The sequence below is a fragment of the Bacillus sp. JNUCC-21 genome (assembly GCF_041222765.1).
Taxonomy (GTDB): domain Bacteria; phylum Bacillota; class Bacilli; order Bacillales; family Bacillaceae; genus Bacillus; species Bacillus velezensis.
Genome location: NZ_CP166019.1, coordinates 1,517,551 through 1,530,760 on the forward strand (window position 1 = coordinate 1,517,551; position 13,210 = coordinate 1,530,760).

Consider the following 13,210-nt stretch of genomic DNA (forward strand, 5'->3'; position numbering starts at 1 on the left):
GGGATCCTTTTGAATGAAGTAAGTGAACGGCTGTCGTTCTTTGCGGCTCTTTACCAAGTGGATGAGCATCCGCTGACGGGAATGTGGCTGTTATACGGAACGATCGTCGTGCTTTCGGTGATTGTATTTAAACTCGGCTTTGCCAAACGGCTGCCGGTGTTGAAGGCTGCGGCAGTTTATCTCTTTCTCGTGCTCGGCTGCACCGTGCTGACTTTTTTCGGTGTGTTTCTGCCGGTCGGAGAAGGGCTTGTTGTCGCCGCCTTGATTTTGATCATTTACAAAATCCGTCTGCACCAGTCCAAAAAAAGCCAGTCAGCTAAACCGCAATAAAAAAATGACCTTGCCTTCCGGCGGGTCATTTTTTATTCGGTTTATTTTTTCAGTTTATCTTTTTTCGCTTTTTGTCCGGGATGAAAGGAAAAGTGTCCGGTATTCAGCCGCGCCTCCGTTTTGACTTTGATTCGGTCATGGCATTCCCGGCACATATATGTATGAATCGGACGATTGCGGAGGCGTTTGGCTGTCAGTGTTTCATCATCAATTTGTTCGATTTTGTCGCAAATGGAACATTTTACTCTCATTGATTTTCACCTCTTTCACTATGACAAGCATTATAACATGGATGCCCCTCCTGCCAAAGGGAAAGAAAGCAGCGCCCTTCCTTTGGAGCGGGCGCTGCTTTTTACCGGCGGTTTTTCATATGATGATCCGATTGATCGTTCTGTTCGTTTTGCAGCTTGTTCTGGTCTCTTTGGTTCAGCTGATCATCATTCGATTGAGTCGGTGATTCTTTTTCATTGTCGGTCACATCATTCGGGACTTCCGGCATGACACGGCCGACGATGGCGGCAAGTTCGTCCAAAATGCCTGAAACGGGGCGGCCGGCCTTAATGTCGCTGCCCATGCCTCTCAGACGGGAAACCGTATCAGGATCAGCCACGACAACGGCATTGGCGCCGTAAGGATCGTTTTTTAACGCCTGGGCAACCGTGTATTTAATGCTCTCCACTTTGCTTCTTTCTAAATTGTCATCCACATCGATACCGACAACGGAGTATCTTCCGAGTACAACCGCGGTGGCATCTGAAATGCCGGGGATTTTTTCGGTTACCTCGACGAGATGCTTAGCGATGTCTGTCCGGCCGGGATTTTCAGCTGTCTCAGGAGCCGTATTTTTCACATGGATCGGTTTTGCATCGCGCTGATCGGCTGATTCGTTCTGAATATTGCGGCCGCGGCCGTCCTGTACAGCAGTGCAGCCGGTAAGGATAAACAAGGCTTGTATGATAATGAAAAGAATTCGCACGTCAGATTTCCTCCTTGAATGCTTTCATTTATTTTATTGTTGAATTAACCTTCTATCTTTATTCACCAAATCATATATTTTAGCAGGCATCCCCGTTTTTCGCGGAAAGAGAAGCACACGATGGGCTTTGATCCTTATTTCAGGAGGCTGAGACTTGAGTAAAATTTATGTGTTAGATACGAATGTACTTTTGCAGGATCCTAACGCCATTTTTTCCTTTGAAGAAAACGAAGTTGTCATCCCCGCCGTCGTGCTGGAAGAGGTCGATTCAAAAAAGCGGTATATGGACGAGGTCGGGAGAAATGCGAGGCACGTATCTAAGCTGATAGACGGGCTCAGGGAGAAAGGAAGGCTGCACGAGAAAGTTCCGCTTGAAAGCGGAGGAACGCTCAGAATTGAACTGAACCACCGGTCATTTCACCAGCTCCAAGAAATTTTTATCGAAAAAACGAATGATAACCGCATTTTGGCGGTGGCAAAAAATTTAAGCCTTGAGGAGGAAACGAAAGAAAACGGCCGCCTCGTCATCCTGGTCAGCAAAGATGTGCTTGTCAGGGTAAAGGCGGATGCCATCGGGCTTTTGGCGGAGGACTTTTTAAACGACAGAGTCGTTGACCATGATGAAATATATAGCGGGTACAAAGATATATTTATGAATAAAGAGCGGTTTGCCTCGTTTTATAAAGACAAACAAATTTCAGTCAAGGAGCTTCAGCAGCATCAGGTTTATCCGAATCAATTTGTGCTGATGAAAGATGAATTAGGAGGATCTTCGTCTGCGGTCGGCATGACAGATAAGAAAGGCGAGACCGTAAAAAGACTCGTTTTCGATGATGAGCACGTATGGGGAATCAGGCCGAAGAACGTCCAGCAGACAATGGCGCTTGAACTCCTGCTGAGGGAAGATATCCCGCTCGTCACCCTGATCGGAAAAGCGGGAACGGGAAAAACCTTGCTTGCTCTCGCGGCAGGGCTTCTGCAGACGGAGGATCTCGGTATTTATAAAAAACTGATCGTCGCGCGTCCCATCGTCCCGGTGGGAAAGGATATCGGATATTTGCCTGGCGAAAAAGAGGAAAAGCTCAAGCCGTGGATGCAGCCAATCTTTGATAATCTTGAATTTTTATTCAATGCGAAAAAGCCGGGTGAACTTGAAGCGATTTTGGCAGGAATCGGATCGATTCAGGTGGAGGCGCTGACATACATTCGGGGGAGAAGCATTCCGGATCAGTTTATTATTATTGATGAGGCTCAGAATTTGACGAGGCACGAGGTCAAAACGCTTTTGACTCGGGTGGGAGAGGGCAGCAAAATTGTCCTGATGGGCGATCCGGAGCAAATAGATCACCCATACTTAGACAGTTTAAACAACGGACTTGCTTATGTTGTAGAACGGTTTAAAGAACAAACCGTCTCCGGCAGCGTGAAGCTTGTGAAAGGTGAGAGATCCGGCCTTGCACAGCTTGCAGCCGATTTGTTATAAAACTTCGATTTCTGTGACGCCCGTTATCGGTTTTTCTAAGTCTCCGTCCACGTAAAAATGGACCGGGCCGCCGTCTTGAAGGGGTTTCCCCCCATCGCTGAAATGCGCGATTGCGTCCATCGCCTTTTCAAGCGCCACTTCGGTTCTTTCTGATTTTGAAATAAATGCGCACAGGACAGCGCTTTCTTTCGGCTCGGCATTTGCTAAAACAGCGCCGAGCTTCATGGCGAAGCTGCCGTTCATCAGTCTTTCTTTTTCATAACGTTTTTCGCTTTTTAAAGTCGGCGGCGAAATGCGCCCTTCTCTGATCACCCGTTCCGGATCAAGCGTATGCTCCTGGGTTTCTGCAGAGCCGTCCGGATGAACAGGCTGATTTTTTTCAAACGGAAACTTACGGTCATCGAAAATCCAGACACTCGGATCAATTGTAATCGGGTATGTAACATTGCCTTTTACTTGAATAACGCTCATGGTGAAGCCCCCCTTTACTTAAAGTATAAAAGTTTTCGCATGAATTGTCACTTTGCGTCGCAAATTAGATGTATACAACGGCAGCGAAGTGAGGATGATCGACATGGTATGCCGGCATTACCAAGAGCTGGACGCATTAGTTCAAGAAGCGAAAAAAAGGACCGAAGAAGGCAAAGTGGCAGACTATATTCCGGCTCTGGCTGAATCTGAACAAGACAGCCTTTCGGTCACGATTTATCATGCGGAAAATACATGTCTGACGGCAGGAGACGCCGACCGGACATTTACGCTGCAGAGCATTTCGAAAGTGCTTTCTCTGGCGCTCGTACTGATGGATTACGGAAAGGAAAAGGTGTTCAGCTGCGTGGGTCAGGAGCCGACCGGCGACCCGTTTAATTCCATGATTAAGCTTGAAACAGTGAATCCGGGCAAGCCTTTAAATCCGATGATTAATGCGGGAGCTCTCATCGTTACGGGTTTCATTAAAGGGCATTCGCCGAAAGACCGCCTGGATTACCTGCTCGGATTCATCAGAAGACTTGCGAATAATCAGGACATTACATATTGCAGACATGTCGCGGAATCGGAATTCAGTTCATCCATGATTAATCGGGCCATGTGTTATTACATGAAGCAGTATGACATTTTTAAAGGCGATGTTGAAGAGGTCATGGATTTGTATACAAAACAGTGCGCGATTAAGATGAGCAGTCTGGATTTAGCCAAAATCGGCTGTGTATTCGCCCTTGACGGCAAGCATCCGGAAACCGGGGAGCAGGTCATTAAAAAAGATGTGGCGAGAATCTGCAAGACGTTTATGGTGACATGCGGCATGTATAATGCGAGCGGGGAATTCGCGATTAAGGTCGGCATTCCCGCTAAAAGCGGCGTTTCGGGAGGGATCATGGGCATTTCGCCGTACAACTTCGGAATCGGTATATTCGGCCCGGCGCTTGATGAAAAAGGCAACAGCATCGCGGGTGTGAAGCTTTTGGAAATCATGTCTGAGAAATACAGGCTGAGTATTTTTTGAAACATTTTTTATCATAACATCTGCTTAAATCCTCTTGCAATTTCATCTGATACCCTTTATGATAAATAGAAGAATTAGGTACTCGCCTGGGGAACGGAGGGATACTTTTGGCTTCAGAGATTATAGTTGACCATCAGCAGAAAGCATTCGAGCTGTTGAAGTTAGATGCTGAGAAGATTTTGAAGCTGATCCGAGTACAAATGGATAACTTAACGATGCCTCAATGTCCTCTGTATGAAGAGGTCTTGGATACTCAGATGTTCGGACTGTCGAGGGAAATCGATTTTGCTGTCCGCCTGGGATTAGTTGACGAAAACGACGGCAAAGAGCTGCTGGACAGACTTGAAAGAGAACTGTCTGCTTTGCATGACGCGTTTACAGGAAAATAAATGATCAAACTCAAACTATTCAACGGTTTGGGTTTTTTTATAACCGTAAACCGTTTTTTTGCATCTTCTTTTCGTAAGACGGTCTCTTAATCTGCATTTCATCCGAAAAACTATAAAGAAACTGCGTAAATTGTTTATGAATTATAGTAAAATATAATACGCTATAGGTATTAAACGTAAGCTTTAAGCAGGAAAGAGGATGTTATGTTTAAAAGAATGTTAAAATCTTACGATTATTCATTGATATGCGCTATCATTCTGCTGTGCTGTTTCGGATTGGTAATGGTATACAGCTCAAGCATGATTACCGCCGTTATGCGTTACGGCGTGAGCAGCGACTATTTCTTTAAACGGCAGCTGTTCGCCGTCATCGCAGGGTTTGTGCTGTTTATCATCGCGGCCGTTTTTCCGTACAAAGTGTTCGCCCATCAAAAGATTCAGAAATTCATACTGCTTGCGTCAGTGGCTGCGCTTTGCGCGCTGTTTGTTTTCGGACATGTTGCCGGAAACGCGCAAAGCTGGTTTAAAATCGGCGGAATGGCCATTCAGCCGGGGGAATTTGTCAAGCTGACCCTGATACTGTACCTTGCCGCGGTATACGCAAAGAAACAAAGCTACATCGATCAGCTTTTGACGGGGGTTGCTCCGCCGGTGATCGTCACCGTAGTCATTTGTGCGCTTATCGCCATTCAGCCCGACTTCGGAACGGCGATGATTATCGGTCTGATCGCGTTTTGCGTCATTATGTGTTCGGGATTCAGCGGAAGGACCCTGCTCAGGCTGGTGCTCATGGCGGGAATCGTATTGCTCCTTGTCAGCCCGATCATCTATATGAAATGGGACGATATTTTGACACCCGGGCGTATGAGCCGGTTTGAAAGCCTTGAAAATCCATTTAAATACGCCAGCACATCAGGCCTGCAGATTATAAATTCGTATTATGCGATCGGCTCAGGCGGTTTTTTCGGTCTCGGTCTTGGAGAAGGCATTCAAAAATACGGTTATCTGCCTGAATCGCATACAGACTTTATTATGGCGGTTATTTCAGAGGAGCTCGGCATTTTCGGCGTCCTGTTTGTCATTGTGCTGCTGGCTTTTGTCGTGTTAAAAGGTTTTTATATTGCGAGAAAATGTGAAGATCCGTTCGGGAGCCTTTTGGCAATCGGGATATCCAGCATGATTGCGATTCAGACCTTTATCAATCTCGGCGGTGTCAGCGGCTTAATTCCGATTACAGGTGTTCCGCTGCCGTTTATCAGCTACGGGGGCTCATCAATGTTGTTGTTATTAATGAGCGCCGGTATATTGGTGAATGTCAGCATGCATGTCAAGTACTCAGAAAAGAAGAAAAAGAGGGAGCCCGTTCCGTCTAAGGGGGTAAAAAGACGGCAGACGGAAAAATCTGTGTATCTCTAAAAAACAAGTGTATACACAGGACGGATATTCCTTTATTATAAACTACATATTTATTAGGCCAAGGGGGAGAAAAGTTTGTCACAACAATCCATCCAAAAAGTGTTAGTAGCAAACAGGGGAGAAATTGCGATTCGGATTTTCCGGGCGTGCACAGAATTGAACATCAGAACGGTAGCCGTTTATTCAAAAGAAGATTCGGGCTCCTATCATCGCTATAAAGCGGATGAAGCTTATCTTGTGGGAGAAGGCAAAAAACCGATTGATGCGTATCTTGATATTGAAGGGATTATTGAGATCGCAAAAAGAAACGGCGTAGATGCCATTCATCCGGGCTACGGATTTCTCTCTGAAAATATCCAATTTGCGAGACGCTGTGAAGAAGAGGGCATCGTATTTATCGGACCGACGTCAGCGCATTTGGATATGTTCGGAGATAAGGTAAAGGCGAGGGAGCAGGCAGAAAAAGCCGGCATCCCCGTTATTCCGGGGAGTGACGGACCGGCTGAAACATTAAAAGATGTCGAACAATTCGCAAAAGTCCACGGATTTCCGTTTATTATTAAAGCATCGCTCGGAGGCGGAGGCCGCGGAATGAGAATCGTCCGAAACGAAAGCGAATTGAAAGAATCGTTTGAGCGGGCCAAATCAGAAGCGAAAGCCGCATTTGGAAACGATGAAGTGTATGTTGAAAAACTGATCGAAAATCCTAAGCATATTGAAGTTCAGGTGATCGGAGATAAAGAAGGCAATGTCGTCCATCTGTATGAGCGGGACTGTTCCGTTCAGAGACGCCATCAAAAGGTCATTGAGGTGGCGCCGAGTGTATCTTTGCAGCCTGAATTAAGGGACGAAATCTGTGAAGCGGCTGTGACGCTTGCGAAAAATGTCGGCTATATCAACGCAGGGACCGTGGAGTTTCTCGTAGCGGGCGGTGAATTTTACTTTATTGAAGTGAACCCGCGCGTGCAAGTGGAGCATACGATTACGGAAATGATAACGGGGGTTGATATCGTTCAGACGCAAATCCTCGTGGCGCAGGGCCACGGACTGCACAGCCGTGCCGTCAATATCCCTGAGCAGAAAGACATTTTTACAAACGGGTATGCGATACAATCACGTGTGACCACTGAAGATCCGCTGAATGACTTTATGCCTGACACGGGTAAAATTATGGCTTACCGCTCAGGCGGCGGCTTCGGCGTCCGCCTTGATACGGGAAACAGCTTCCAGGGCGCCGTCATCACGCCTTATTATGATTCACTGCTTGTCAAGCTGTCGACATGGGCGCTGACGTTTGAACAGGCATCAGCGAAAATGGTCCGCAACCTGCAGGAATTCAGGATCAGGGGCATTAAGACCAATATTCCGTTTCTTGAAAACGTGGCAAAGCATGAAAAATTCCTGACGGGCCAATATGACACATCGTTTATCGACACAACGCCTGAGCTGTTTGTTTTCCCAAAACAGAAGGACCGCGGAACAAAAATGCTTTCCTATATCGGCAATGTCACGGTGAACGGTTTTCCGGGAATCGGGAAAAAAGAAAAACCTGCATTTGATAAGCCTCAGACCGTTACGTTAGGTATCGAAGAAAAGCCGGCAAGCGGTACGAAACAGATCCTTGAGGAAAGAGGCGCCGAGGGGCTTGCAGACTGGGTGAAAGAGCAAAAATCCGTGCTCCTGACCGATACAACGTTCAGGGATGCCCATCAGTCCCTGCTTGCAACCCGGATCAGATCCAATGATTTGAAAAAAATCGCGAATCCTACGGCTGCCCTGTGGCCTGAACTGTTCAGCCTTGAAATGTGGGGAGGCGCGACATTTGATGTAGCGTACCGTTTCTTAAAAGAAGACCCTTGGAAACGCCTTGAAGATCTTCGCAAGGAAGTGCCGAACACATTGTTCCAGATGCTGCTTCGTTCATCAAATGCCGTCGGTTATACAAACTATCCGGACAATGTCATCCAAAAATTTGTCCGGCAGTCAGCGGAGTCAGGTATTGACGTATTCCGGATCTTTGACAGCCTGAACTGGGTAAAAGGGATGACGCTGGCCATCGATGCCGTCCGTGAAACCGGAAAAGTGGCGGAGGCTGCGATTTGTTACACGGGAGATATTCTTGATAAGACCCGGACGAAATATGATTTGCAATATTATCTTTCTATGGCGAAAGAGCTTGAGGCGTCTGGTGCCCACATTCTCGGCATTAAAGACATGGCCGGTCTTTTGAAACCTCAAGCCGCATACGAACTTGTCTCAGCGCTGAAGGAAACGATTGATATTCCCGTTCATCTTCACACGCATGATACGAGCGGCAATGGCGTCTTTCTCTATGCCAAAGCTGTTGAAGCGGGTGTGGACATCGTGGATGTCGCCGTCAGCTCAATGGCGGGTCTGACTTCACAGCCGAGCGCAAGCGGATTTTATCATGCCCTTGAAGGAAACAGCCGCCGTCCTGAAATGGATGTCCGGCAGGTGGAAAGACTGTCGCAATACTGGGAATCCGTCCGTCAGTATTACAGTGAATTTGAAAGCGGGATGAAGTCTCCGCATACTGAGATTTATAATCATGAAATGCCGGGCGGCCAGTACAGCAATCTGCAGCAGCAGGCAAAAGGAGTCGGCCTCGGTGATCGCTGGAATGAGGTGAAAGACATGTACAGCGTCGTCAACCGCATGTTCGGCGACGTGGTGAAAGTAACACCTTCTTCCAAAGTCGTCGGAGATATGGCGCTTTACATGGTGCAAAACAATTTAACAGAACAAGATGTTTATGATAAAGGCGAAACGCTTGATTTTCCGGATTCAGTCGTTGAGCTCTTTAAAGGGCAGATCGGCCAGCCGCACGGCGGATTTCCGGAAAAACTGCAAAAGCTCGTTCTGAAAGGACAGACGCCGATCACGGTAAGACCGGGTGAGCTGCTTGAACCGGTATCTTTTGAAGGCATTAAAGAAGAATGGAAAGAAACACATCAGATGGAATTGAGTGATCAGGACGCAATCGCGTATGCTCTTTATCCGAAGGTGTTTACTGAATATGTTAAAACGGCAGAACGCTTCGGCGATATTTCCGTATTAGACACACCGACTTTCTTCTACGGCATGACACTCGGTGAAGAAATCGAAGTGGAAATAGAGCGCGGAAAAACGCTGATCGTGAAGCTTGTATCTATCGGTGAACCGCAGCCAGATGCGACACGTGTCGTTTATTTCGAATTGAACGGCCAGCCGCGCGAGGTGGTCATTAAAGATGAAAGCATTAAATCGTCCGTACAGGAAAAATTAAAAGCAGATCGGACAAACCCAAGCCACATTGCGGCATCCATGCCGGGAACCGTCATTAAATTGTTAACGGAAACCGGGGCAAAGGTGAATAAAGGCGATCATCTGATGATTAATGAAGCGATGAAAATGGAGACGACGGTACAGGCGCCGTTCTCCGGGACGATACAGCAGATTCATGTGAAAAACGGTGAACCGATTCAGACAGGCGATTTACTGATCGAAATTGAAAAAGCGTAAAAAATGAACCTAAAAAAACCTGATCCGCCCCCGTGTGCGATCAGGTTTTTTATGTGAAAAGGCCGAAGCTTTAATGCTTCGGCCTTTTCATATGCCTCAGATGTTCCGCCGTTTTGATTCATAGCGGAAGCGGGCGATTAATAATAAGAAATAGCATAAGACGCCGAACAGGCCGGCAATAAAGAGCGAATGGGCAAGTGCAAAGCCGGTGGCCATTTCTGAATAAACAACCATGATTCCGGACAGCGCCTGTAATACAACAAAGGCAAGAGCCGCTATCCAGCCCCCAAGAATCTGTTTTTGGTCTTTGTAAGAGCGCACCGCATGTGCAAAAGCGACAAGAATCCATACGAACAGAAGCAGCGCTGCCGTTCTGTGGCCCATCTGCACCCATTCCTGAAAATGGGACGGAAGCCCGTGATTCAGCCTGCTGCAAAGCGGAACGTCAGGGCAGGCAAGGCTTGATTTCGTATGGCGTACATAAGCCCCCGTATAAACGACGATATACGTGTAAATCGAAAGGCCGATCATATGAAACTGCATTTTTCTGCCGATTCTGAGCGGCTTGACGAGCTTTTTGTCTGATTTATCAGCTTCGAATATGAGCAGCGTCAAAATCAGAACAGAAGCGAAAGAAATCAGCGATATGCCGAAATGAAGCGCCATAACGAGCGCATTTGATCCGAAAACAACCGCTAATGCGCCGAGAAGCGCCTGTAAAAATAAAAAGATAATGGACATAATGGCGAGAAAGGTTGTTTCACGGAAAACAGGCGTGACTTTTCTCCATGCCCAAAAAGCGAGACTCAGCACGAGAACGATTGAGACACCGCTTGCGAGTCTGTGGCTCCATTCAATGATAGAAGCGGCGTTAAGCTCCGGGAAAAACCGGCCGTGGCAAAGCGGCCACTGCCTTCCGCATCCGAGACCCGATCCTGTCTTTGTGACAAGAGCGCCGCCGATCAGCACGACGAGCATAACGAATGTCGTCAGCACGCCGAGCGCTTTCAAAGCTTTATTCATTTTACATTCACCTTCTTAACAAACTGGACAAAATGATATACGTACCAAGTGTAAGCGAATATGTGTTTTGTGGCAATTCTCAATTCTGTTTGTTCACAAAAATATAATAGAATCAGGACTTCTTAGATAATGGGGTTGATTATTCCAGATGGGTCTGATAGAAATAAAGTAACCGCTTTATTATGAAACCGGCGGATTTGGTAAAATTCATAAAAAGTTCACAAATAAATTCCTGTTTCTCGTTTAATATTTAAGAGGATGTTTTTTTACAGGTTATTATCTTGTATGATAGAGTTGCAGGTCTTAAAAAACCTGCTTTAGGTTTGTAAGGGAGGTTTACGTTATGGCTAATTCCAGAATTTTAAACGATACAGCTATAGACGGACAGATTGAAGAGACGACGGCATGGAAGGATTTCCTTTCGCTTATTAAAATAGGAATCGTCAATTCGAATTTAATTACGACTTTTACCGGCATGTGGCTTGCGTTACATATATCCGGTCTGAGTTTTTTAGGCAATTTAAACACCGTGCTTCTTACATTAATAGGATCTTCTTTGATCATCGCCGGTTCTTGTGCGGTTAACAACTATTACGACCGTGATATTGATCATTTAATGGAACGCACGAAAGTAAGACCGACGGTAACCGGAAAGATTCAGCCGAATCAAGCGCTGTGGTCAGGAATTTTACTCATTGCTTTAGGACTTATCATGCTTTTGATGACCACCGTGATGGCAGCAGTCATCGGTTTTATCGGCGTGTTTACGTACGTTGTTCTTTATACAATGTGGACGAAACGCCGTTATACGATTAATACGGTTGTCGGAAGTGTATCAGGCGCCGTGCCGCCGTTAATCGGCTGGACAGCGGTTGAAGGGCACATCGGTGTTGTCGCGTGGGTTTTATTCATGATTTTATTCATCTGGCAGATTCCGCACTTTTTAGCGCTTGCGATTAAAAAGACGGAAGATTACAGAGCAGCGAATATTCCGATGCTTCCGGTAGTGCACGGCTTTGAAGTGACGAAAAGACAGATTATCGTCTGGGTCGCATGCCTGCTGCCGCTGCCGTTTTTCCTCGGCAGTCTAGGTCTTCCGATCGTCATTCTCGGCACTTTGCTGAATGTCGGATGGCTTGTTCTCGGACTGATGGGATTCCGCATGAAAAACATCATGAAGTGGGCAACTCTTATGTTTGTCTATTCGCTTAATTACATGACCATTTATTTTGTAGCGATGGTGGTCTTTACGCTGTTTTAATTGAATAATGAGCTTGTTTGATCGCCAAAACAAACAATGACAACTAGTAAACGCCGCCTTGACCTTTTGTTTAATCAGGCGGCTTTGCTTTTATACATAGATGGAATTTTAAGTAAAAAATCTCATATTTTAAGAAATGAGGAAAAGAAGTATTTCGGCTGGAAGCAGATTTACTGCTTGTGCATCTCGTACTGATTCAAAAAAGGGGTTGGGTGAAATGTTAAAGCGTTGGCGTCTTTTATCATTATTAGCCTTAGTGCCGCTTTTATTGAGCGGCTGTGGAAAACCGTTTCTGTCCACACTCAAGCCTGCCGGCGAAGTGGCTGATAAACAATATGATCTGACGGTGCTCAGCACACTTATCATGGTTGTCGTCGTTGCGGTCGTAGCAGTTATTTTCTTTTACGTCATTGTGAGATTCAGACGGTCGCGTATAGGGGAAGACACGATACCGAAACAGGTGGAGGGGAACCGTTTTTTAGAAATCACCTGGACCGTTATTCCGATCCTGCTTCTGATTATTCTTGTCATTCCGGTTGTCATCGATACATTGGCGCTGGCGGATACGTCGCCGATGGATAAGAAAAACCGTAAAGCAGAGGATGCGCTCGTGATTAATGTAAGGGCGAATTTATACTGGTGGGAATTCGAGTATCCTGATTACGGGTTTGTGACAAGTCAGGAACTGATCGTTCCCACAGATGAACGCGTCTATTTCAAGCTGAAGTCCTCAGATGTGAAACACTCTTTCTGGATTCCATCAGCCGGGGGAAAAATCGATACGAATACGGATAATGACAATACTTTCTTTCTGACCTTCGATTCTAAACGCAGCAAAGAAGCGGGAGAATATTTCTTCGGGAAATGCGCAGAGCTGTGCGGACCTTCACATGCGCTGATGGATTTCAAAGTGAAACCGCTGCCGTCAAAAGAATTTAAACAATGGACGAAAGCGATGAAAAATTATAAGCATACAACAGATTCCGGTTTAGCCGCGCAAGGAGAAGAGCTGTTTAAGGAAAAAAACTGCCTGAGCTGTCATGCGGTTGAGCCCAATGATAAACGGGCTGAAGCGGCAAGAACGGCTCCGAACCTCGCTACCTTCGGTGAACGGGTCAAAGTGGCCGGCATTAAGGATGCGAATAAAGAGAATATAAAAGCCTGGCTGAAAAATCCGGACAGCATTAAACCGGGCAATAAAATGACAGGCACTTATCCGAAGCTCTCGGACGCTGAAACGGATGCGCTGTATGAATATTTAAAAGGGCTGAAAGCGGAGAACAAGTGAGGACAGGGAGATATCAGG

12 protein-coding genes are annotated in these 13,210 nt (G+C 46.3%); 8 read left to right on the forward strand and 4 right to left on the reverse strand.

Annotation, left to right across the window (positions count from 1 at the left end):
• Window positions 1–9 precede the first annotated feature (9 nt).
• Window positions 10–330, forward strand: a complete 321-nt coding sequence (locus JNUCC21_RS07805) for a YlaH-like family protein (protein WP_015239793.1) — start codon at window positions 10–12, stop codon at window positions 328–330.
• Between the two features lie 41 nt (window positions 331–371).
• Here JNUCC21_RS07805 and JNUCC21_RS07810 read toward each other — a convergent pair whose 3' ends face one another.
• A complete protein-coding gene (locus tag JNUCC21_RS07810; protein ID WP_007409677.1) occupies window positions 372–581 on the reverse strand; it encodes a YlaI family protein in 210 nt (69 codons plus the stop codon).
• A gap of 101 nt (window positions 582–682) precedes the next feature.
• On the reverse strand, window positions 683–1,306 hold the full coding sequence (locus JNUCC21_RS07815; protein ID WP_012117484.1) for a YhcN/YlaJ family sporulation lipoprotein: 624 nt from the start codon (window positions 1,304–1,306) through the stop codon (window positions 683–685).
• Window positions 1,307–1,460: 154 nt separating this feature from the next.
• Between JNUCC21_RS07815 and JNUCC21_RS07820 the strand changes: the two genes are divergently transcribed.
• Entirely contained in the window at window positions 1,461–2,789 is a 1,329-nt protein-coding gene (locus tag JNUCC21_RS07820) for a PhoH family protein (RefSeq protein ID WP_015417407.1), read from the forward strand.
• Here the strand turns inward: JNUCC21_RS07820 and JNUCC21_RS07825 are convergent.
• Window positions 2,784–3,260, reverse strand: a complete 477-nt coding sequence (locus JNUCC21_RS07825) for a hypothetical protein (protein ID WP_043021054.1) — start codon at window positions 3,258–3,260, stop codon at window positions 2,784–2,786. The genes JNUCC21_RS07820 and JNUCC21_RS07825 overlap by 6 nt on opposite strands.
• A 103-nt stretch (window positions 3,261–3,363) precedes the next feature.
• Between JNUCC21_RS07825 and glsA the strand changes: the two genes are divergently transcribed.
• The 4 genes from glsA to pyc all read left to right on the forward strand — a co-directional run bounded on the left by glsA (window position 3,364) and on the right by pyc (window position 9,620).
• On the forward strand, window positions 3,364–4,293 hold the full coding sequence (glsA, locus tag JNUCC21_RS07830; RefSeq protein ID WP_015239797.1) for a glutaminase A: 930 nt from the start codon (window positions 3,364–3,366) through the stop codon (window positions 4,291–4,293).
• A gap of 107 nt (window positions 4,294–4,400) precedes the next feature.
• A complete protein-coding gene (locus JNUCC21_RS07835; protein ID WP_003154494.1) occupies window positions 4,401–4,682 on the forward strand; it encodes a YlaN family protein in 282 nt (93 codons plus the stop codon).
• Window positions 4,683–4,886: 204 nt separating this feature from the next.
• Entirely contained in the window at window positions 4,887–6,098 is a 1,212-nt protein-coding gene (locus JNUCC21_RS07840; RefSeq protein ID WP_369878721.1) for an FtsW/RodA/SpoVE family cell cycle protein, read from the forward strand.
• Window positions 6,099–6,173: 75 nt separating this feature from the next.
• Entirely contained in the window at window positions 6,174–9,620 is a 3,447-nt protein-coding gene (pyc, locus tag JNUCC21_RS07845; RefSeq protein WP_369878722.1) for a pyruvate carboxylase, read from the forward strand.
• A gap of 96 nt (window positions 9,621–9,716) precedes the next feature.
• Here pyc and ctaA read toward each other — a convergent pair whose 3' ends face one another.
• Entirely contained in the window at window positions 9,717–10,643 is a 927-nt protein-coding gene (ctaA, locus tag JNUCC21_RS07850; protein ID WP_319937182.1) for a heme A synthase CtaA, read from the reverse strand.
• Between the two features lie 343 nt (window positions 10,644–10,986).
• On the opposite strand from ctaA, the gene cyoE reads away from it, so the two are divergent.
• Window positions 10,987–11,904, forward strand: coding sequence for a heme o synthase (gene cyoE / locus JNUCC21_RS07855; RefSeq protein ID WP_003154486.1), 918 nt, complete (start codon window positions 10,987–10,989; stop codon window positions 11,902–11,904).
• Window positions 11,905–12,121: 217 nt separating this feature from the next.
• Window positions 12,122–13,192 carry a cytochrome c oxidase subunit II gene (gene coxB, locus JNUCC21_RS07860; RefSeq protein WP_003154484.1) on the forward strand — a complete coding sequence of 357 codons (1,071 nt, stop codon included), beginning with the start codon at window positions 12,122–12,124 and terminating at the stop codon, window positions 13,190–13,192.
• Window positions 13,193–13,210: the final 18 nt, after the last annotated feature.

Bases quoted from the DNA above. Each gene is read 5' to 3' on its own strand.
- JNUCC21_RS07810 (WP_007409677.1), bottom strand. From the start codon at position 581: ATGAGAGTAAAATGTTCCATTTGCGACAAAATCGAACAAATTGATGAT.
- JNUCC21_RS07825 (WP_043021054.1), bottom strand. From the start codon at position 3,260: ATGAGCGTTATTCAAGTAAAAGGCAATGTTACATACCCGATTACAATT.
- glsA (WP_015239797.1), top strand. From the start codon at position 3,364: ATGGTATGCCGGCATTACCAAGAGCTGGACGCATTAGTTCAAGAAGCG.
- JNUCC21_RS07840 (WP_369878721.1), top strand. From the start codon at position 4,887: ATGTTTAAAAGAATGTTAAAATCTTACGATTATTCATTGATATGCGCT.
- ctaA (WP_319937182.1), bottom strand. From the start codon at position 10,643: ATGAATAAAGCTTTGAAAGCGCTCGGCGTGCTGACGACATTCGTTATG.
- cyoE (WP_003154486.1), top strand. From the start codon at position 10,987: ATGGCTAATTCCAGAATTTTAAACGATACAGCTATAGACGGACAGATT.
- coxB (WP_003154484.1), top strand. From the start codon at position 12,122: ATGTTAAAGCGTTGGCGTCTTTTATCATTATTAGCCTTAGTGCCGCTT.